At 67.7% G+C, this 21144-nt stretch carries 19 protein-coding genes; 10 read left to right on the top strand and 9 right to left on the bottom strand.

What is annotated here, in order from left to right; genetic code table 11:
- Positions 1 to 476 precede the first annotated feature (476 nt).
- The 4 genes from VFE83_RS06320 to VFE83_RS06305 all read left to right on the top strand — a co-directional run bounded on the left by VFE83_RS06320 (position 477) and on the right by VFE83_RS06305 (position 6222).
- A complete protein-coding gene (locus tag VFE83_RS06320; protein WP_324904202.1) occupies positions 477 to 2456 on the top strand; it encodes an OPT family oligopeptide transporter in 1980 nt (659 codons plus the stop codon).
- Between the two features lie 149 nt (positions 2457 to 2605).
- Entirely contained in the window at positions 2606 to 4672 is a 2067-nt protein-coding gene (locus tag VFE83_RS06315; protein WP_324904200.1) for a S9 family peptidase, read from the top strand.
- A gap of 33 nt (positions 4673 to 4705) precedes the next feature.
- Complete coding sequence (locus VFE83_RS06310) at positions 4706 to 5947, top strand: DUF819 domain-containing protein (protein WP_324904198.1); 1242 nt, start codon at positions 4706 to 4708, stop codon at positions 5945 to 5947.
- 59 nt (positions 5948 to 6006) lie between these two features.
- The gene (locus VFE83_RS06305) at positions 6007 to 6222 is read left to right on the top strand and encodes a hypothetical protein (RefSeq protein WP_324904196.1); all 216 of its coding nucleotides are present in this window, start codon (positions 6007 to 6009) and stop codon (positions 6220 to 6222) included.
- A gap of 275 nt (positions 6223 to 6497) precedes the next feature.
- Here the strand turns inward: VFE83_RS06305 and VFE83_RS06300 are convergent, their stop codons facing one another.
- The 8 genes from VFE83_RS06300 to VFE83_RS06265 all read right to left on the bottom strand — a co-directional run bounded on the left by VFE83_RS06300 (position 6498) and on the right by VFE83_RS06265 (position 14089).
- Positions 6498 to 6722: a YbdD/YjiX family protein gene (locus tag VFE83_RS06300; RefSeq protein ID WP_414674697.1), complete on the bottom strand. Its 225-nt coding sequence runs from the start codon at positions 6720 to 6722 to the stop codon at positions 6498 to 6500.
- A complete protein-coding gene (locus tag VFE83_RS06295) occupies positions 6706 to 8766 on the bottom strand; it encodes a carbon starvation CstA family protein (RefSeq protein ID WP_324904192.1) in 2061 nt (686 codons plus the stop codon). The genes VFE83_RS06300 and VFE83_RS06295 overlap by 17 nt, the downstream gene beginning before the upstream one ends.
- Before the next feature lie 179 nt (positions 8767 to 8945).
- The gene (gene corA, locus VFE83_RS06290; protein WP_414674696.1) at positions 8946 to 9947 is read right to left on the bottom strand and encodes a magnesium/cobalt transporter CorA; all 1002 of its coding nucleotides are present in this window, start codon (positions 9945 to 9947) and stop codon (positions 8946 to 8948) included.
- Between the two features lie 72 nt (positions 9948 to 10019).
- Entirely contained in the window at positions 10020 to 11228 is a 1209-nt protein-coding gene (locus VFE83_RS06285) for a DUF4105 domain-containing protein (RefSeq protein WP_324904188.1), read from the bottom strand.
- 49 nt (positions 11229 to 11277) lie between these two features.
- A complete protein-coding gene (locus VFE83_RS06280) occupies positions 11278 to 12177 on the bottom strand; it encodes an HlyC/CorC family transporter (protein ID WP_324904186.1) in 900 nt (299 codons plus the stop codon).
- Between the two features lie 95 nt (positions 12178 to 12272).
- Positions 12273 to 12752 (bottom strand): rRNA maturation RNase YbeY, encoded by a 480-nt coding sequence (gene ybeY / locus VFE83_RS06275; protein ID WP_324904184.1) that lies wholly within the window; start codon positions 12750 to 12752, stop codon positions 12273 to 12275.
- A gap of 39 nt (positions 12753 to 12791) precedes the next feature.
- Entirely contained in the window at positions 12792 to 13775 is a 984-nt protein-coding gene (locus VFE83_RS06270) for a PhoH family protein (RefSeq protein ID WP_324904182.1), read from the bottom strand.
- A 95-nt stretch (positions 13776 to 13870) separates the two neighbouring features.
- Complete coding sequence (locus VFE83_RS06265; protein WP_324904180.1) at positions 13871 to 14089, bottom strand: hypothetical protein; 219 nt, start codon at positions 14087 to 14089, stop codon at positions 13871 to 13873.
- Between the two features lie 199 nt (positions 14090 to 14288).
- Here VFE83_RS06265 and VFE83_RS06260 point away from each other — a divergent pair, with 199 nt between their 5' ends.
- From VFE83_RS06260 to VFE83_RS06235, 6 genes are all read left to right on the top strand, one after another.
- A complete protein-coding gene (locus VFE83_RS06260) occupies positions 14289 to 14909 on the top strand; it encodes a TetR/AcrR family transcriptional regulator (protein ID WP_324904178.1) in 621 nt (206 codons plus the stop codon).
- Positions 14910 to 14912: 3 nt separating this feature from the next.
- Positions 14913 to 15893, top strand: a complete 981-nt coding sequence (locus VFE83_RS06255) for an HlyD family secretion protein (protein WP_324904176.1) — start codon at positions 14913 to 14915, stop codon at positions 15891 to 15893.
- A gap of 34 nt (positions 15894 to 15927) precedes the next feature.
- Entirely contained in the window at positions 15928 to 16860 is a 933-nt protein-coding gene (locus tag VFE83_RS06250) for an ABC transporter ATP-binding protein (protein ID WP_324904257.1), read from the top strand.
- Complete coding sequence (locus VFE83_RS06245; RefSeq protein WP_324904174.1) at positions 16857 to 17975, top strand: ABC transporter permease; 1119 nt, start codon at positions 16857 to 16859, stop codon at positions 17973 to 17975. Before VFE83_RS06250 ends, VFE83_RS06245 begins: the two co-directional genes overlap by 4 nt.
- 76 nt (positions 17976 to 18051) lie before the next feature.
- Entirely contained in the window at positions 18052 to 19722 is a 1671-nt protein-coding gene (locus VFE83_RS06240) for an amidohydrolase (protein ID WP_324904172.1), read from the top strand.
- A 71-nt stretch (positions 19723 to 19793) separates the two neighbouring features.
- Positions 19794 to 20462, top strand: coding sequence for an HAD family hydrolase (locus VFE83_RS06235; RefSeq protein WP_324904170.1), 669 nt, complete (start codon positions 19794 to 19796; stop codon positions 20460 to 20462).
- Between the two features lie 48 nt (positions 20463 to 20510).
- On the opposite strand, the gene VFE83_RS06230 is transcribed toward VFE83_RS06235, so the two are convergent.
- The coding region (locus tag VFE83_RS06230; RefSeq protein ID WP_324904168.1) for a TRAM domain-containing protein at positions 20511 to 21144 on the bottom strand (634 nt) is incomplete at its 5' end.

Here is a 21144-nt window from a genome sequence, read left to right as displayed (position 1 = left end):
TTTTTGCCTGGCGCGTGAGGCTGGCGAGTTTGGAGGCCCGGTCTTTACTGCCGGCGGGGCCTGCGCGACAGCACTGGAGTGCCCGGGCGCCCTGTGGGCCTGCATTCCAGCCGTCGCCGGGCTTGCCGCCTGGCGTGCGGGACTGGCCACGAATGCCATCGCGCTGGCGGTGGCCGGCGTCGTTCCGCAAGCCCGCCCACCACGTCGTCCGCGCAGGCCGGGCGCGCGGTGGAAACGGTGGCCGTGGCTGCATCGCAACGTTCGCGAGGGCGGTGCACAGCCCGACGTCATCCTCGGCGCCGACCGCCCCGCGTGCAGCCGGCGCCGCGTGCGGCCGGGTTTCGATACCCCGACGTATCGCTGCACCGCCGCAACGCTTGCGCGTTCTGGCCGGTTTTGACGGGGTTTTTACACACCCGCCCACGGATGCGATGATCCGGGACCGCTCGACCGACCCAATCCTCCTGGAGCCGCCGATGGCCTCACCCGCGACGCCGCAATTGACCCTCCGTGCCGTCCTGCTGGCCGTCGTGCTGGCGGTCGTTCTCTCCGCCGCCAATGCCTACCTCGGCCTGTTCGCGGGCCTCACCATCGCCACCGCCATCCCGGCCGCCGTCGTTTCGATGGGCGTGCTGCGGCTGCTGGGCGGCGGCAGCATCCTGGAAAACAACATCGTCCAGACCGGCGCCTCGGCCGGGTCCTCGATCGCCGCGGGCGTGATCTTCACGATCCCCGCGCTGGTGATCATGGGCTACTGGCCGGACTTCAAGTACTGGTGGGTGCTGGGCATCGCCGGCCTGGGCGGCCTGCTGGGCGTGCTGTTCTCGGTGCCGCTGCGCCGCTCGATGATCGTCGAGGAGCCGCTGCCGTTCCCCGAGGGCAAGGCCGCAGCCGAAGTGCTCAAGGCCGGCGAGAACCCCGGCCCGGGCCTGAAGATCCTCGGCGTCGCCGCCTCGCTGGGCGCAGTGGTCAAGCTGGCGGCCGAAAGCGGCCTGCGCCTGATCCCGGACAATGCCGTCGCTTCCGGCTGGATCGGCAAGTATCTGGGCTACATGGGCACCAACCTGTCGCCGGCGCTGCTGGGCGTGGGCTACATCGTCGGCCTGAACATCGGCATCGTGGTGGTGTCCGGTTCGATCCTGTCGTGGCAGTTCGCGATTCCGATCTACCACGCGTTCTTCCTCGACTCCGACCCGGTGCTGGCCGCGCAGATCGCCGGCGCCTCGGCCGCCGACGTGGGTGGTGCGATCTGGTCGGCGAAGATCCGCTACCTCGGCGTGGGCGCGATGCTGATCGGCGGCGTCTGGACGCTGTTCTCGCTGCGCAATTCGCTGGCCTCGGGCATCAAGAGCGGCCTGGCCGCGGCGCGCAAGGGCGGCGGACTGGCCGTCGCCGAAACCGAACGCGACCTGCCGATGAAGTGGATGCTGATCGCGCTGATCGCCTTCGTCATCCCGCTGTGGATGCTGTACCACGCCATCGTCGGCACCTGGGGCATCAGCCTGACGATGACGATCCTGATGATCGTCGCCGGGTTCCTGTTCGTGTCGGTGTCGGCCTACCTCGCCGGCCTGGTGGGTTCGTCCAACAATCCGGTCTCGGGCATCACCATCGCCACGATCCTGTTCGCCTCGCTGGTGCTGATGCTGCTGATGGGCGCGAACGGACTCACTCCGGTGGGCGCCGGCGGCGCGCCGCTGGGCGCGGTCGCGGCGATCATGATCGGTGCGGTCGTGTGCTGCGCCGCGGCCGTCGGCGGCGACAACCTGCAGGACCTCAAGGCCGGCTACCTGGTCGGCGCCACGCCGTGGAAACAGCAGCTGATGCTCGGCATCGGCGCGTTCTCATGCGCGCTGATCATGGCTCCGGTGCTTAACCTGCTGGCGCAGGCATACGGCATCGGCGCACCGACCGCGGAGCATCCCAACTCGCTGGCCGCGCCGCAGGCCACGCTGATGGCGTCCGTCGCCAAGGGCCTGTTCGGCGGCAAGCTGCCGTGGGGCATGATCGGCATCGGCGCCGTCATCGGTGCGCTGACCATCGCGCTGGACGAGTGGCTGAAGTCGCGCAACGCGCACTTCCGCGTGCCGGTGCTGGCCGCGGCCATCGGCATCTACCTGCCGCTGGAACTGATGGTGCCGATCTTCCTGGGCGGCCTGCTGGCCTACATCGTGGAGCGTCGCCACGGCCTGCGCGTCGACAGCGACGAGGCCGAGCGCGATCGCGTCCACCGTCCGGGCACACTGTTCGCGGCGGGCCTGATCACCGGCGAGGCGCTCACCGGCATCCTCATCGCCATCCCCATCGTGGTGAGCGAGCGCGCCGACGTGCTGTCGCTGGGCGTGCATCTGGGTCCGTGGGTGGGCCTGGCGATCCTGGCCTTCGTCGGCTGGCTGCTGTACCGCACCAGCGTGCGTAACGGCGGCGCGGATGCCGCTGCGAAGTCCGGCGGTTGATGACCTCGCCGACGCCTGTCGTCATCCCCGCGAAAGCGGGGATCCAGCGACTTTCCCGGACAACGGACCAAGGCACTGGACTCCCGCGTTCGCGGGAATGACGTGACACCTTCCGCCATCGCGTTTCTTCTTCTGCAATCGAGAACTCCATGACGCCACGCCACGCCATCCTCCCGCTCGCGCTGATGCTCGCCTGCGGCTCGACTTCCGCCTTCGCCGCGCGCGGCTTCGACGTGCGCGACCTGGCCACGCTCGACCGCGTGTCCTCGCCGACGCTCTCGCCGGACGGCCGTCGCGTGGTGTTCGCCAAGCGCGTGGTGGATCTGGCCGCCAACAAGTCGGCCACCGGGTTGTGGATCGAGGACCTCATGGCACGCGACGCCGCACCGCCGGTGCGGCTGACGCCGGAAGGCTGGAACGTCAATTCGCCCAGCTTCTCGGCCGACGGCCGCAGCGTGTACTTCCTCAGTGCGAAGTCCGGCTCGATGCAGCTGTACTCCATCCCGGCCGCAGGCGGCACGCCGAAACAGCTGACGGCGTTTCCGGCCGACGTCGGCGGCTACAAGCTCTCGCCCGACGGCAAGCGCGTGGCGGTGAACCTGGAAGCCTTTGCCGAGTGCAAATCCGACCTGGCCTGCACGCAGAAGAAGCTGGACGAGCGTGGCAAGCAGAAGAACACCGGCGTGGTGTTCGACCGCATGTTCATCCGCCACTGGGATGCGTGGAACGATGGACGCCTGAACCGCCTGTTCGTGGCGACGCTGGGCGACAAGCCCGTGGCCACCGCGACGCTGGTCAGCGGCGACGTGCACGGCGACGTGCCCTCGCGTCCGTTCGGCGACAGCACCGAATACACCTGGGCGCCGGACGGCAAGTCGCTGGTCTTCAGCGCACGCATCGCCGACGCGAAGGAACCGACCTCGACCAATTTCGACCTGTACCAGGTCAACGCGGACGGCAGCGGTGCGGCGAAGAACCTCACCGCCGCCAACCCCGCCTGGGACACCGGCGCCACCTTCAGCGCCGACGGCAACACGCTGTATTACCGCGCGATGAAGCGTCCGGGCTTCGAGGCCGACCGCTTCGGCCTGGTGGCGATGGACGTGGCCAGCGGCAAGGTGCGCGAGATCGCGCCCAAGTGGGACCGCTCCGCCGACGGCATCACGCTGACGGGCGACGGCAAGACCATCTACACCACCGCGACCGACATGGGCGAGCACCCGCTGTTCGCCGTCGACATCGCCAGCGGCGAGGTGAAGAAGCTGGTGGGCGAGGGCAGCGTGTCCGCCATCGACCTGGCCGGCCCGACGCTCGCGCTGACCCGCAATACGCTCAAGACCGGCGACGTGCTCTACACCACCAGCGCCGACGCCAGCGCACCGCTGCGCGCGATCACGCCCAGCAGCAGCGAACGCCTGCCCGACGTCGCGTTCGGCGACTTCGAGCAGTTCGACTTCAAGGGCTGGAACGGCGACACCGTGCACGGCTACATCGTCAAGCCGTGGAACTACCAGGAAGGCAGGAAGTATCCGGTGGCGTTCCTGATCCACGGCGGCCCGCAGGGCAGCTTCGGCAACGGCTGGAGCTACCGCTGGAATCCGCAGACGTACGCGGGCCAGGGCTACGCGGTGGTGATGATCGATTTCCATGGTTCCACCGGTTACGGCCAGGCCTTCACCGACGCGATCAGCCAGCACTGGGGCGACCGCCCGCTGGAAGACCTGCAGAAGGGTTGGGCCGCCGCACAGAAGCAGTACGGCTTCCTCGACGGCGACAAGGCCTGCGCACTCGGCGCGAGCTACGGCGGCTTCATGGTCAACTGGATCGCCGGCAACTGGAACCAACCGTGGAAGTGCCTGGTGAACCACGACGGCGTGTTCGACCAGCGCATGATGGGTTTCGCCACCGAGGAACTGTGGTTCACCGAGTGGGAGCAGGGCGGCACGGTGATCGACAAGGCCGCCAACTACGAGAAGTTCAATCCGGTCAACCACGTCAAGAACTGGCGCGTGCCGATGCTGGTCGTGCACGGGCAGCAGGACTTCCGCATCCCGGTGGAGCAGGGCATCGCCGCGTTCACGGCGCTGCAGCGCCAGGGCATCCCCTCGCAGTTCCTGTACTTCCCCGACGAGAACCACTGGGTGCTCAAGCCGGCCAACAGCATCCAGTGGCACGACACCGTCAATGCCTGGCTGAAGCAGTACATCGGCCAGTAACCGCACCACGCACCCGCACTACGGAACCCGACGATGCCTGAAGCACCCGGTACCGCGCTGATCACCAACGACATCGTGGTGCTGGGGCTCATCGCCGCCACGCTGGGGGCCGTCTTCTGGACGTCCTCGCTGCAGGCCTTCCGCAAGTTCTACGCGGTCGTGCCGGCGCTGCTGCTGTGCTACCTGATCCCGGGGCTGTTCAACACCTTCGGGGTCATCGACGGCGAAAACAGCAAGCTCTACAACCCGGTCGCCAGCCGCGTGCTGCTGCCGGCCGCGCTGGTGCTGCTGACGCTGTCGATCGACCTGAAGGCCGTACTGCGCCTGGGACCGAAGCTGGTGGCGATGTACGCCACCGCCTCGATCAGCGTGGTGGTGGGCGGCATCCTCGCGTTCCTGCTGTTCCAGGCGGTGCATCCGGAAACCGTCGCCGGCGACACCTGGGCCGGCATGACCGCGCTGGCGGGCAGCTGGACCGGCGGCGGCGCCAACATGCTAGCGATGAAGGAGATCTTCCAGGTCGACGCGACGACGTTCGGCCAGTTCGCCGTGGTCGACGTGGGCGTGGGCTACGTGTGGATGGCGGTGCTGATCTTCCTGGCCGGACGCTCGGCCGCGATCGACGCCCGCAGCGGCGCCGACACGCGCGCCATCGACGAGCTCCAGGAACGCCTGGCGGCGTTCAAGGCGCAGCACAGCCGCGTGGCCAGCCTGACCGACCTGATGGTCATTATCGGCCTCGCGTTCGGCACGGTGGGGCTTGCGCATTTTCTCGCGGCGCCGTTGTCGGCGTGGTTCGGCGCCAACGTGAGCTGGGCGCGCACGGTGAGCCTGCACGAGCCGTTCGTGTGGGTGGTGCTGATTTCCACCTTCGTCGGCCTGGGGCTCAGCTTCACCCGCGCACGGACGCTGGAAGGTGCGGGCGCCTCGAACATCGGCACGCTGCTGCTGTACTTCCTGATCGCCAGCATCGGCATGCAGATGGACATCGTGGCGCTGTTCGACCGGCCCTGGCTGTACCTGCTGGGACTGGTGTGGCTGGCGATCCACATTCTGCTGCTGTGGATCGTCGGCCGATTGCTGAAGGTGCCGTTCTTCTATTTCGCCATAGGCTCGCAGAGCAACATCGGCGGCCCGGCTTCGGCCCCCGTGGTGGCTTCGGCCTTCCATCCCGCATTGGCGCCGGTGGGCGCGCTGCTGGGAACGCTGGGTTATGCGACAGGCACGGGTCTGGCGTATTTGCTGGGGTTGGTGTTGCGGTCGCTCGCCCAATGAACGTGAGGAGCCTCGAACCTGACGAGGATGCACTGTTCCCCGTAGAACCTGGACCGCCCATGTTCAGTTCGCTCGATCCGTACGACCTGATCGACGTGCTGAGGTTTTGGCGCTTCTACGTTCCGTTGGCCGTGTGTATCGCCTTGGCGCTGGGCGTGTATTACCTGGCGGGACAGACTCCGGACGCGGCAGCGATGGCGGTGTTCATCGGCCTTGCAGGGCTCGTATCGGGCGTGATCTGGCAGATTGGACACGCGAAGTCGCCGGAACCCTGAGGCATGGATTGCCGACAGTGATCGGCTGCCCGGTTGTTGCGGGTGCAACGAGTGCTTGCCACGTCTCGTGCTGTCATTCCCGCGAAGGCGGGAATCCATGTCTCCGGCGCGATTCACTTCTGAAAGCCGAGTAACTCTGAAACTTGGATCCCCGCCTTCGCGGGGATGACATCTCCGTGGAGTAACCAGCCGCAGCCGGTGTCCAACACGGCGCCGCTTCAAAACAGGAAAGGCGCCACGAGGGCGCCTCTCCGTCCACAGCTACCCGCCTGCGATCAACAGCAGCGGCTGCGCCCCTTCCCGTATCGCGCATCCATCCGCTCGCGGAAGAACTCGTCGCGGGTCATCGGTTCGCGGTCGGGATGGACGCGGCGCACGTGCGCCGCGTACACGTCGTAGTCGGGAATGCCGATGGCGAGGCGTGCGGTCTGGCAACTCGCACGCCACCAGCGTGCGAGCAGGTCCAGGGCCAGCCGGACGGCGTCAGCGGGCGACGGCATCGAGCGCGACATAGTCGGACTCCTTCGCAGTGGGCATGTTGGTGCGGCGCGCGGCCAGCGCGGCACGGATGCCGAAGAACACCGTCGCCAGCACCACCAGTACGAACAACGCGCACAGGCCGGCGTCGAGGTAGTTGTTGAACACCACGCGCGACATGTCGTCCATCGACTTCGCCGGTGCCAGTACCTCGCCACGCGCGGCGGCGTCGGCGAACTTGCGTGCGTTGGCGATGAAGCCGATCTTCGGGTCCGGATGGAACAGCTTCTGCCAGCCCGCGGTCAGCGTGCAGATCAGCAGCCACGCGGTCGGGATCAGCGGAATCCACAGGAACCTCTCGCGCTTCATCTTCACCATCACCACGCTGCAGAACACCAGCGCGATGCCGGCCAGCATCTGGTTGGCGATGCCGAACAGCGGCCACAGCGTGTTGATGCCGCCCAGCGGGTCGACCACGCCCTGATAGAGGAAGTAGCCCCACAGTGCGACCGCAATCGCCGTGCAGGCGACGTTGCCGACCCAGCTCTCGGTGTGCTTGAGCGGCTCGTACGCCAGACCCAGCAGTTCCTGGATCATGAAGCGCGCCACGCGCGTGCCGGCGTCGACCGTCGTCAGGATGAACAGCGCTTCGAACAGGATGGCGTAGTGGTACCAGAACGCCATCATGCCTTCGCCCGGGATCAGGCCGTGCAGGATCTGCGCCATGCCCACCGCGAGCGTCGGCGCGCCGCCGGTGCGCGAGAGGATCGTGCTTTCGCCGATTTCCTTCGCGGTGGCGGTCAGCACGTCAGGCGTGAGCACGAAGCCCCAGCTGGAGATGGCCGCCGCGGCGGACTCGGCGGTGGTGCCGATCAGCGCCGCCGGTGCGTTCATCGCGAAGTACACGCCCGGCTGCAGCACGCAGGCGGCGATCAGCGCCATGATCGCGACGAAGGCCTCCATCAGCATGCCGCCGTAGCCGACCATCGGCACGTCGCGCTCGTTGGAGATCATCTTCGGCGTGGTGCCCGAGCTGATCAGCGCATGGAAGCCGGACACGGCGCCGCAGGCGATGGTGATGAACAGGAACGGGAACAGCTTGCCGGAGAACACCGGGCCGGTGCCGTCGACGAACTTCGTCATCGCCGGCATCTGCAGGTCAGGCATCGCGAACACGATGGCGATGGCCAGGATCAGCACCGTGCCGATCTTCAGGAACGTCGACAGGTAGTCGCGCGGCGCGAGCAGGAACCACACCGGCAGCACCGACGCGACGAAGCCGTAAGCGATCATCAGCCAGGCCAGCGTGGTGCCTTCCAGGTGGAACACCGGGCCCCAGGTCGGATGCGCGGCGACCACGCCGCCGCCCCAGATGGCGAGCAGCAGCAGGACGAAGCCGATGATCGAGACCTCGAGGATGCGGCCCGGCCGGAAGTAGCGCAGGTACAGGCCCATCAGGATCGCGATCGGGATGGTCATCGCGACGGTGAAGGTGCCCCACGGGCTTTCCGCGAGCGCCTTCACCACCACCAGCGCAAGCACCGCCAGCAGGATCACCATGATCATCAGGATGCCGATCATCGAGATCACGCCCGCCGACGGGCCCATCTCGGCGCGGATCATCTCGCCCAGCGAGCGGCCGTCGCGACGCGTGGAGAAGAACAGCACCAACATGTCCTGCACCGCGCCGGCCAGGACCACGCCGAACAGGATCCACAGCGTGCCCGGCAGGTAACCCATCTGGGCCGCCAGCACGGGACCGACCAGCGGACCGGCGCCGGCGATCGCGGCGAAGTGGTGGCCGAACACGATGCTCTTGGCGGTCGGGACGTAGTCCAGCCCGTCGTTGCGTCGCCACGCGGGGGTCGCGCGGGTCGGATCGATCATCAACGCGTTCCTGGCGATGTACAGGCCATAGAAGCGATAGGCGATGGTGAACACGGACACGGCCGCCACCACCAGCCACATCGCGCTGATGGTTTCGCCGCGGTGCAGCGCGATCGTGCCGATGCAGAATGCGGCCAGTACCGCGAGCGCGGCCCAGCCAAGCCAGGAAAAGGATTTCATGACGCCCCTCCGAGTGGACTGCCGAAGGGTCGCGCCGGAGGTCCCCCGGGGTCAATGCGCGGTGCGCCATGGGGGCTGCGACTTTGGTCTAAGCCGGTGCGACGGCCGTCCCAACCGGCCGATCAGGTCAAGGAAACGGGCGTGAAGATCGCGTCACGCAGGCGCCGCGGCGCGGCACGTCATAGCCACTTCGACCGCTTCAGGAACACGTAGAGGATCGAGCAGGCCACCGCGGTGATCGAGATGACCGCGACGTAGCTGTAGCGGCCGGCGAGCTCGGGCATGTGTTCGAAGTTCATGCCGTACCAGCTGGCGATCAGCGTCGGTGCCGCCAGCAGTGCCGCCCAGCCAGCCAGGCGCTTGACCACTTCGCCCTGCTGGATGGTCACCAGCGACAGGTTCACGCTCATCGCCGCGGTGAGCATCTCGCGCAGCGTGTCGGTGCCTTCGTTGAGGCGCACGACGTGGTCGTGCACGTCGCGGAAGTACAGCTGCGTTTCCTCGTCGACCAGCGCGCTGCGCGAACGCGCCAGCTGGCCCAGGATGTCCTGCAGCGGCGCCACCGCCATGCGCAGCCGCGTCAGTTCACGCTTGAGGTCGTACAGCTGCTTCACCGTTTCCTTGCGGAACTCCTCGGCGAAGATGTCCTGCTCCAGTTCGTTGAGGTCCTGGTTGAACTCCTGCAGGATCGGCGCGAAGTTGTCGACGATCAGGTCCAGGACCATGTACAGCGCCGCACCTGGGCCGTGCGCCATGTCTTCCGGCTCGCGCTCCAGCCGCGCGCGTGCGGGTGCGTAGCTGGTGGAGGCGCCGTGGCGCACCGTCACCAGATAGCGCGGACCGACGAAGATGTGCGTTTCGCCGAAGCGGATGTGGCTGTCCACGCTCTGCGCGGTGTGCACCACGATGAACATGGAATTGCCGTAGCTCTCCAGCTTGGGACGCTGGTGCGCGTTACGCGCGTCCTCGATCGCCAGGTCATGCAGCGAGAACTCTTCCTGCAGCTTGTCGAGGATGGCAGGTTCGGGCTCGTACAGTCCCACCCAGACGAAGCTGCCGTCGTCGACCGCAAGCACGTCGCTGATCTCGTCGAGGCTGACGTCGCGGCGCTGGCCATCGCGCGTGTACACCACGCAGTTGACGACGCACTGGGGCAGGCTGGGATCCTTCATGGCGCGCATCGTGACGCGCGTGCCGTGAGCGGGCAAGCATGAGTGCGCTTTGCCCGCAGTCGTCGCGTGGTCCGGAGGCCGTTACCTGGGGCGCCCTCGCCAAGCCGCCCACAGGCCCAGGTGGATCGGCAGCAGCAGTCCGATCCAGTGCGCATTGCGCTGCGGATTGACCGGCAGCCAATGGACGAACAGCGCCAGTACCGCGGCCGCGGTGACGACGCTCAGCGTGATGCGGAACACGCGACCCGCGTCCCGGCCGCGCAGGATGCGCCACCCGCCGGGCAGCAGGACCCAGCACAGCGGGCTGAGCAGCAGCAGGTTCGCGTTGGCCCAGCCGTAGCGGTGCCCGGTGCCGAACCACAGGAACAGCATCAGCGCACCGAGAACGCCCGCGAGCGTCCAGAACGCCATCGCCAGCGGTGCAAGCACGCGCGGATGGCGCCGGCCCGCCCAGGCGGCCGCAAGGCCGATCGCCACGCCGGCCAGCGTCCACACCCACCAGCGCACCGGCGCTTCCTGCGGCTCCGGCGCCAGACGATGTGGCAGCAGTTGCTGCTCTTCGCGCACCAGCGGCCGGCCTTCGGTGTTGGTCGCCTCGCGCAGCGCCGCAGCCAGGCGCATGGGCACGTAGGACTCGCCCCACACCGGCAGCGGCCGGTCGGAGGCGGGACCCAGGCCCAGGTCGAAGCCCAGCCACATCCACCATGCCGGGGATGCCAGCCTGACCGCTTCGCTGCGCGCGGTGCTGCCGTGCGAGCGGCCTTCGATCTGGCGGCGCAGGCCGCCATCGAGCGCCCTGTCCAGCGCGTCGCGCACACGCGTGGAGCAGTTGTCGTCGAAATACTGGTAGCCGTAGAACGCGTTTTCCGGCCTGGCGTTCTCCGCCAGCGCATCGGCCAACCCGCGCGCCTGCGCGTCGGTGAGGTCCAGCCACTGCACGCTCACGCCGCGGCCTTCAGCGCGGTACACCGACAGGTCCTGCTCGAAGGGCAGGGCGGCCAGGCGATAGCGCATCTCGCCGGCGATGAAGCGCGATACGAAGTCGGGCTCGGTCGGGTCGAAGAAGCCGAAGTTGTACGAGATGGCCTCGCCGGTGTCGGGCTCGACCACCACGATGGCGTTGTGGCCGAAGCGCTCCCAGAAGATCTCGCCGGGCTGCATCGTCACCACGCCGATGCGTGGCGTGGCGGCGAAGACGGGCAGGGCGAGCAAGGCCAGCAGCAAGGCAAGCAGGCAGCGCACGATGGTGCGCGAATGCCACGCCGACGCGCCGGACGCCCTGTTCCCCATGTGTCGTCCCCGTTGTTGGCTGCCGTCGCGCGACGCAGCCACGCCCGCCTCAGGCGTCACCCAGCACCCCGACGTGGAAGGCATGCACGCGGCGCGCATCCGCACCGGATACCCGGAACACGAATCGGCCCAGGGTGAGCTCTTCGCCCGCTTCCGGCAGATGGCCGATGGCCGCGGTTACCAGGCCGCCGATGGTGTCGTATTCGTCGTCGTCGAAATCGGCGCCGAATCGTTCGTTGAAATCGTGGATCGGCGTGAGCGCATCCACCACGAACTGTCCGTCGGCCTGCGCCGCGATCAGCGCGGTCGGATCTTCGGCTTCGTCGTGCTCGTCGTCGATCTCGCCGACGATCTGCTCCAGCACGTCCTCGATGGTGACCAGGCCGGCGACGCCGCCGTGCTCATCGATGACGATGGCCATGTGGTTGCGCGACTGGCGGAACTCGCGCAGCAGGACGTTCAGGCGCTTGGATTCGGGAATCAGCACCGCCGGGCGCAGCAGCTCGTGGATGCTGGCCGGGCCGTTGTCGGCGACCACGCCGCGCAGCAGGTCCTTCGCCAGCAGGATGCCGAGCACCTCGTCCTTGTGTTCGCCGTGCACCGGGAAGCGCGAGTGGCCGGACTCGACCACCTGGCGCATCAGGTCCAGGAACTTGGCCTCCGCGGGCAGCGAGACCATCTGCGAGCGCGGGATCATCACGTCGCCCACGGTCAGGTCGGAGACCGCGATGGCGCCTTCCATCATGCGCAGCGTATCGGCGGCGATCAGGCCGTCGGCCTGCGCGTCGCGCAGCAGCTCGACCAGATCCTCGCGGGTGGAAGGTTCGCCGGAGAGTGCGGAACTGATGCGTTCCAGCCAGGAGCGTGGCTTCTCGGAATGGCGCCGGTCATTACCGCGCTTTTCCTGGAGCTCGGCAGAATGGAAGCTACTACTGTCGTCCTCGGACATTGCGTTCTGGAAGGCGCCCCGGGGGGATGGGAGCGTCGGCCAAGTCTAGCGCGGATGCCCGGAGGATGCCCGATGGGCGCTCTGACGGGGCCGGTTCAGTCGCGGTAGGGGTCTTCGATGCCCAGCGAGGCGAGGATCTCGCGCTCCAGCTGCTCCATGCAGACCGCCTCGGTCTCATCCTCGTGGTCCCAGCCCAGCAGATGAAGCACTCCGTGCACCGTCAGGTGCGCGTAGTGCGCTGCGAGCGGCTTCTTCTGCTCCTTGGCTTCGCGCGCCACCACGGGCGCGCAGATCACCAGGTCGCCGAGCAGCGGCATCTTCACGCCCTTGGGCAGTCCGTCCGGGAGCTCGGCCGGAAAGCTGAGGACGTTGGTGGCGTAATCCTTGCCCCGGTAGTGATGGTTCAGTGCGCGGCCTTCCTTCGTTCCGACCACGCGGATCGCCAGGTCGGCTTCGCGGATGCGGCCTTCGAGCGCGGCGGCGACCCATTTGCGGAAGCTCACCGCGGAGGGAATCCCGGTGCGCGGAACGGCGTAGTTGATGGCGACGTCGAGTCGGACGGGGCCGCGGGTCATGGAATCGTCGCTCGTGGTCGGCGGAAGGAGGCGCAGCGATCAGGCGGACGGGCCGGTGGCCGCGTCCTGCGCATCGCGCGCATCGTAGGCGTTGACGATGCGTGCCACCAGCGGATGGCGCACCACGTCGCGCGATTCGAAGAAGGTGAAGCTGATGCCGTTGACGTTGCGCAGTACTTCCAGCGCGTCCTTGAGGCCCGACTTCTGGTGGCGCGGCAGATCGATCTGGGTCATGTCGCCCGTCACCACGGCCGTGCTGCCATAGCCGATGCGGGTCAGGAACATCTTCATCTGCTCGATCGTGGTGTTCTGCGCCTCGTCGAGGATGACAAACGCATCGTTAAGCGTGCGTCCGCGCATGTATGCGAGCGGCGCGATCTCGATGACGTTCTTCTCCAGCAGCTTGACCACCTTCTCCACGCCCAGCATTTCATACAGCGCGTCGTACAGCGGGCGCAGGTAAGGGTCGACCTTCTGGGTGAGGTCGCCGGGCAGGAAGCCCAGCTTCTCGCCGGCTTCCACCGCGGGGCGCACTAGCACCAGTCGCTGCACGCGTGCCTCGTTCAATGCCTCGACCGCGCTGGCGACGGCCAGGAACGTCTTGCCGGTGCCCGCCGGGCCGATGCCGAAGTTGATGTCGTGCGTGGCGATCGCATGCAGGTACTTCGCCTGGTTCGCGCCGCGTCCGCGGACGGTGCCGCGCTTGACGCGGATGTGGACTTCCTGCGGCTCGACGTCGTCGTTGGCGACGTTGTCGGCATCGATCTCGGTCAGGCGCAGGTGGATGGCCGGCTCGGTCAGCGTTTCCTCGGCGGCATCGCGCCAGAGGTCGCGCAGCAGTTTCTCGGCCTTCCCGACCGCGACCTGCGGCCCGACGATGCGGAAGATGTTGCCGCGGTTGGCGATCTCCACGCCCAGGCGCAGTTCGATCATTCGCAGATGGCCGTCGAACGGGCCGTTGAGGTTGGCCAGGCGCTCGGTTTCGGCCGGCTCCAGGACGAATTCGGACGTGGTTCGGGACATCGGCGGGAACGGGATTCCGTGGCGGCGGATCGCCGCTCGTGGTGTCGGGGGAGCGGACAGCTTGCGCCTGCCCACGCTGTTTCGCAAAGCCAACGCTAGCGCCGCGGTGTGTAGAGCGCGCGAACCAGCAGCCATCCGCCGAGCAGCAGCAGCGCGATCGAGCCGCCCAGCCACAGTTGCATCACCACGTCGGCATCTGCCTGTGCGTCGCGCGCATGGCGCATCCACCAGCGCACCAGGCCCAGTGCGCCCAGGCCTAGAAACCAGAGTCCGAGTGCACTGCGCTGAAGCAGGGTGGCGGGACCTTGGGCCATGCGTGCTCCGGCTGCGCGAGTGGGCGCTCAACGATAAGGCACCCGCATGAAGCTCGGCGTCCCGGCTTCCAAGGCGCGAAAGCCGCCGTTCGTCGGATCGGAGTTGATCATTAATTAAATGATGAATTAAATATGCGGCATGCCTGCTCCGAAGCCCTCCAGATCCACCCGATCTGCCTCTGCCCCGAGCCGCCAGCGTTTGCCTGGCCGTCCGGGTGCAGATGGCCCGGACCTGCGCGAACGCCTGCTCGACGCCGCGATCGCCTGTTTCGTCCGGCAAGGCATCGCTGCGACCCCGCTGCGCGCCATTGCCACGGAGGCCGGCGTCACGCCTGCGCTGCTGCACTACTACTTCGGCGACAAGGCGCAGCTGCAGGAAGCGGTGATATCCGAGCGCGTGCTGCCGGCTTTCGCCCAGCTACGTGAGCCCTTGCTGCGCAGCGGCGACGACGTGTGCGAACTGGTCGCCGGCTTCGTGCAGGGCATCGGCGCGCTGGTCGCGGCCCATCCGTGGCTGCCGCCGCTGTGGGTGCGCGAGGTGCTGTGCGAGGGCGGCGCCTTGCGAGAGGTACTGTTCGAAAGGATCGGTCCACAACTGCCGCAGATGATGACGGCGCGCTTCGCGCAGGCGCAGGCCCGCGGGCAACTCAACGAGGATCTGGATCCGCGCCTGCTGATGGTCTCGCTGGTCGGACTGACGCTGTTCCCGGCCGCCGGTGCGCCGATCTGGCGCCGCCTGCTGCAGGCGGAGGATCTGGATTTCGACGCGCTGCGCCGTCACACGCTGGCGCTGCTGGATCGCGGCCTGGGCATGGGTTGAGCCATGAAGAAGAACGACACGCTGCATCGATTCCTGACACTGGCGGCGATTGCCGCGCTGTTCGCTCTGGCGGGTTGCCGTCGCGACGAAGCGCAGGCGCTGGGCACGCTGGAATGGGACCGCATCTCGCTGCCGGCACCGGCGGCGGAAAAGATCGTCCGCATCGATGTGCGCGAGGGCGAGCGCGTGACGGCGGGCACGCGACTCGTGCAACTCGAACTCACCCGCACGCAGTCGCAGCTGGCGGCACTGCAGGCGCAGGCGCAACAGGCCGGCGAAGCGCTGGCGGAGCTGGAGGCGGGACCACGCGCCGAGCAGATAGCGCAGGCCCGCGCGAACCTGGCCGCCGTCCAGGCAGAAGCACGCGATGCGCGTGCGTATTACCAGCGCCTGCAGCCGCTAGGTCGACAGCAGCTGGTTGCCGCCTCGGACGTGGACCGTGCGCGGGCGGCGGCAGGTAATGCGGAGGGGCAGGTGCGCGCGGCGCAGGCGGCGCTGCTCGAACTCGAGCGCGGCACGCGCGTCGAACAGGTTGCGCAGGGACGTGCAGCCGCGGCGGCCGCGCAGGCGCAGGCCGCGTCGCAGGCAGTCACGCTGGAAAAACTGGACGTCGTGGCGCCGCGCGCAGGCGTGGTCGACAGTCTGCCGTACCGGCTTGGCGACCAGGCGCCCGTCGGCGCGCCGCTGGCGGTGCTGCTGGTTGGCGATGCGCCCCATGCGCGCATCTACGTACCCGAGCCGATCCGCGCGAACGTGCGCGTCGGCCAGACGGCGCGCATCTTCGTCAGCGGTCGCGACGACCCGTTGCCAGGGCGCGTGCGGATGATCCGCAACGAACCCAGCTTCACCCCGTACTACGCACTCATCGGCGAGGACGCCGCGCGGTTGAGCTATCTGGCCGAGGTGACTCTGACGGGCCGCGACGCCGCGCAGCTGCCGGCCGGGCTTCCGGTGCGGGTGGAATTCGATGCGGTGGAGCGCTGAGCGCATGGCAGGCGAGGGCGACAGCAGCCTGGCGATCCGCGCACGCGGACTGACCAAGCGCTTCGGTCCGCTGGTGGCGGTGGATCACGTCGACCTGAGCGTCCCGTCCGCGCACGTGTACGGCTTCCTGGGGCCCAACGGCTCGGGCAAGACCACCACCATCCGCATGCTGTGCGGCCTGCTCACGCCAACAGAGGGCGATGTCGAGGTGCTCGGCCTGCGCATCCCCGAACAGGCGGAGGAACTGCGCCGCCGCATCGGCTACATGACGCAGAAGTTCTCGTTGTTCGAGGACCTCACCGTGCGCGAGAACCTGGAGTTCCTCGCGTCGGTGCAGGACATTCCGCGCGCGCAGGCGGCGCGTCGCATCGACCAGTTGGTCGAGCAGTACCACTTCGCCGATCGCCAGAAGCAGCTGGCCGGCACGATGAGCGGCGGCCAAAAGCAGCGCCTGGCGTTGGCTGGCGCGGTGATCCACGAGCCGGAGCTGCTGTTCCTCGACGAGCCCACCAGCGCGGTGGATCCCGAATCGCGGCGCGATTTCTGGGAAAAGCTCTTTGATCTGGCGGACGGCGGCACGACGCTGCTGGTGTCCACGCACTACATGGACGAGGCCGAGCGTTGCCATCGCATCGCCATCCTCGATCGCGGCGCACTGGTGGCCGACGGCACGCCGGCCGAACTGACGAGCGCGCTGCAGGGGCGCACCGTCGAAGTGATGGCCACGCAGCCACGCCGCGCGCAGCAGGTGCTGGTGGGCGTGCCCGGCGTGCTGAGCGTTGCGCAGATTGGCAACACGCTGCGCGTGCTCAACGAGCGTGATGGCGATGCCGCGGAACACCTGCGCAAGGCGCTGGCCGATGCCGGGCTGCAGGCGGAGGTAACCGCCACCCATCCCAACCTGGAGGACGTGTTCGTCTCCTCTACCCGGGGGCGTGCAGAGGCGGCACCGGAGCGTGCCGCATGAACCTGCGGCGACTGCTCGCGATCGTGCAGAAGGAACTGCGGCAGATGCGCCGCGACCGCATCACGCTGGCGATGATCGTGGGCATCCCGGTGATGCAGCTGGTGCTGTTCGGCTATGCGATCAACCTCAACCTGCGCGGGCTGTCCACGGGCATCGCCGACCAGGCCAACACTGCGGCTTCGCGCGCGCTGGTGATGGACATGGTGGCGACCGGCGTGATCGAGCCGACCGTGAGCGCGACGACACCGCAGGAGCTCATGCAGCGCCTGCGGCGTGGCGAGATCAGCGTGGGTGTGGTGATCCCGCACGATTTCGAGCGCAGGCGTTTCGAAGGCCGCGAAGCGGCGCAGGTGCTGGTGGACGGCAGCGACACCGTGGTGCAGAGCGCCGCGATCCAGCTGGCGCAACTTCCGCTCGACACCACGCCCGTGGACAACCTGCGGCCGGTGCGCGAGGGCACCGGACAGGTGGGGCGCGGCCAGATCAGCGTGGTCAGCTTCTACAACCCCGAGCGACGCTCGGCCGTGAACATCGTGCCCGGGTTGATCGGCGTGATCCTCACCATGACGATGGTGCTGTTCACCGGCGTGGCCATCGTGCGCGAGCGCGAGCGCGGCAACATGGAACTGCTGATCGCCACGCCGCTGTCGAGTTCGGAGCTGATGATCGGCAAGGTGCTGCCATATGCCGCTATTGGGCTGGTGCAGACCACCGTGATCCTGGTGCTGGGCGTGTGGCTGTTCGACGTGCCGGTCCGCGGCAGCCTGCTGGACGTCTATCTGGCCGCGGTACTGCTGATCTTCGCCAACCTCACGCTGGGGTTGCTGATCTCCACCAAGGCACAGTCGCAGTTCCAGGCCATGCAGATGACGTTCTTCGTGTTCCTGCCGTCGATCCTGCTGTCAGGCTTCATGTTCCCGTTCGCGGGCATGCCGCGGGTGGTGCAGTGGCTGGCCGAGGTGATGCCGCTGACGCATTTCCTGCGCCTGATCCGCGGCATCGTGCTGCGCGGCGCGGGACTGTTCGAGCTGTGGCCCGACGTACTGGCACTGCTGGCGTTCACCGTGGTGATGATGGCGCTGGCCATTTCGCGCTTCCGCAAGCGCCTGGATTGATCCGGGCACCGAACACTTGCCACGGTCCGCGCGATTGCGCACAGTCCGGACACTTTCGGACATGCGGGGATGGGGAATGCGCAAGCTCGTCTTGGCCGTTTCGACGGCGCTGATGGCGATGTCGGGGCCGGCACTGGCGGCGAAGGTCACGCTGCTCACGGCCGCGAAGATCCACACGATGGACACCGCGCAACCTGCTGCGCAGGCGATGGCCTTCGACGAGGACGGCCGCATTCTCGCGCTGGGCGACGCCGCGACGCTGCGCAAGCGCTACCCGCAGGCACAGCGACTTGATGCCGGCAACGCCACCATCATCCCCGGCCTCATCGACGCGCATGCGCATGTCGCAGGGCTGGGCATGACCATGCTGAGCGCGGACCTGGTTGGTGCGCAGAGCAAGGACGAGGTGGTCCGGCGCCTGCAGGAATTCGCCAAACAGCTGCCGGCCGGCGCGTGGCTGATCGGGCGCGGCTGGGACCAGAACGACTGGCCGGAGAAGGTGTTCCCGAGTGCGGCCGATCTGGACGCGGCTTTCCCGGATCGCCCGGTCTGGCTGGAGCGCATCGATGGCCACGCCGGCTGGGCGAACACGGCGGCGCTACGCGCGGTGAAGCGCGATCTGTCCGGCGACTGGCAACCCGATGGCGGCCGCATCGAACGCGACGCGCGCAGGCAGCCCACCGGCATCTTTGTCGACGCCGCAATGGGGCTGGTCGACGAGTCGCGTCCGTCGCTCGACGAAGCGACGGCCGAGCGCGCGCTCGTCCTAGGCATGCAGTCGGCGGTGGAGCACGGGCTCACCGGTGTGCACGACGCGGGCGTGAGCCTTGCCGAACTCAAGCGCTACCAGCGCCTGGCCGATCGCGGCCAGATGCCGCTGCGCATCACCGCCATGGCCGACGGCAACAGCGACGCACTCGAATCGCTCTGCCGCAACGGCCTGTACCGTCACGCCTCGGGCCGCCTGCAGATGCGGACCGTGAAGCTGTACGCCGACGGTGCGCTGGGCAGTCGCGGCGCGGCGATGCTGAAGGACTACAGCGACGACCACGGCAACCTCGGCCTGATGGTGATGTCGCCGGAGCAGATCGCCACCGCCGTCGCCAAGGCAACGGGCTGCAACGTACAGGTCGCCACGCATGCCATCGGCGACCGCGGCAACCACGAAGTGCTCGAGGCCTATGCGAAGGCGCTGGGCGGCGATGCCACCGCCAAGGATCATCGTTGGCGCATCGAGCATGCCCAGGTGCTCGCGCCGAAGGATCTGCCGCGCCTGGCGCAGATGCACGTCATCGCCTCGATGCAGCCCACGCACGCCACCAGCGACATGCCATGGGCGGAGGACCGCGTCGGCCCGCAGCGCATCGTCGGTGCCTACGCGTGGCGCCAGTTGCGCGACAGCGGCGCGCGTCTCGCGTTGGGTTCGGACTTTCCTGTCGAATCGGTCGATCCGCGCTTCGGCCTGTACGCCGCGGTGACGCGCACGGACGCGCAGGGCCTGCCGGCGGGCGGATGGTTCCCGCAGGAGAAGCTCACCTCGTTCGAGGCGCTGCGCGGCTTCACGCTCGACGCGGCCTATGCCGGTTTCGCAGAAGCCGAGGTGGGCAGCCTGGAGGTCGGCAAGCGTGCGGACTTCGTCGTGCTGACCGAAGACCCGCTGGCCGTCGATCCGGCCAGGTTGCGCAACCTCACGGTGCAAGCGACGTTCGTGGACGGCGAGGCGGTCTACCAGTCAAAGACACGCTGACTGCCGTAGCAGGCCTCTCGACCTGAAGCAGGTCGAGCCGAATCACCGATTGGCTTCCAGGTATGTCCCGAATGGCGGAACCCGCGCCTGTCGTTGTTTTTGACTTCGATCTCACGTTGACGCGTTGGGATACGGCTGATCGCTTTTTCAGGTGGATGCTCAAACGCGATCCGTGGCGCTGCGGACTGGTGGTAGCCGCGCTGCCAGCCGTCGCTCCGCTCCTGCTGGCCAGACGTACGCGCAAGTGGCCGATTCGCTTCGCGGTATGGGTGGCCACGTTGGGGCGCGGCGTCGAATCTTTGCCTGCGCTCGTCGAGGAGCACATCCAGTCGCTTTCGCCAGGACACGAACCGGTATTCCTGCCGGCCGCGCTGGACCAGGTCAGGAGCCACCTCGCTCAAGGGCACCGGGTCGTCATCGCAACCGGCTCACTGGAGCCCCTAGCGCAAGCGTTCCTCGATCGCGCGGGCCTGGGCGATATTCCACTGGTCGCATCGACGCTGCGCCCGTTCCTTGGTGGCCTGGTGCGAGACCAGCATTGTTTCGGGGCCGGCAAGGTTCCGATGCTTGCCGCTCGCGGCTTCGCACCACCTTGGGCTGTCGTCTACACGGACCACCATGCGGACTTGCCGGTCCTCCAGCTGGGCCACCAGTGTTACCTGATCAACCCGACACCCCGGTGTCTGGCCCGCATCAAGCAGGCGCTGCCTCTTGTCCCCACGGTTCTTGCGTGGCGGTAGCCTCGGCGAAAAGCCGAGGCGTGTTGTAACTGACTGCAAGCGTGAAGCTCACGCCGCGCTGTGTTCGTCTTCCATCGCCACCCGCCCGCGCAGCGAATTGCTCATCGCCTCGGTGATCACGACATCAACGAACTGGCCGATCAGGCGCGGATGGCCGGGGAAGTTCACCGAGCGCATGTTCTCGGTCTTGCCGGTGAGTTCGTTCGGGTTCTTCTTCGACGGTCCTTCCACCAGCACGGTCTGCCGGCTTCCGACCATCGCGTCGGAGATAGAGCGCGCATGCGCGTTGATGTACGCCTGCAGGCGCGACAGGCGCGCGTGCTTCTCGTCGCTGGAGACGTTGTCCTCCAGGTCCGCGGCCGGCGTGCCGGGGCGGCGCGAGTAGATGAAGGAGAACGACTGGTCGAAGCCGACGTCCTCGATCAGCTTCATGGTCTTCTCGAAGTCCGCGTCGGTCTCGCCGGGGAAACCCACGATGAAGTCGGAGCTGACCGAAATGTCGGGACGCACGGCACGCAGCTTGCGGATCTTCTGCTTGAACTCGATGGCGGTGTAGCCGCGCTTCATCGCGCTCAGGATGCGGTCGCTGCCGGCCTGCACCGGAAGGTGCAGGTAGTTGGCGAGCTTGGGCACATCGCGGTAGGCCTCGATCAGCGAGTCGGAGAACTCCAGCGGATGCGAG

The organism is Lysobacter sp. (assembly GCF_035655815.1).
Classification (GTDB): domain Bacteria; phylum Pseudomonadota; class Gammaproteobacteria; order Xanthomonadales; family Xanthomonadaceae; genus Lysobacter_J.
Note: the sequence above shows the minus strand (reverse complement) of the source record. Positions and strands in the feature narration are given on the sequence as shown.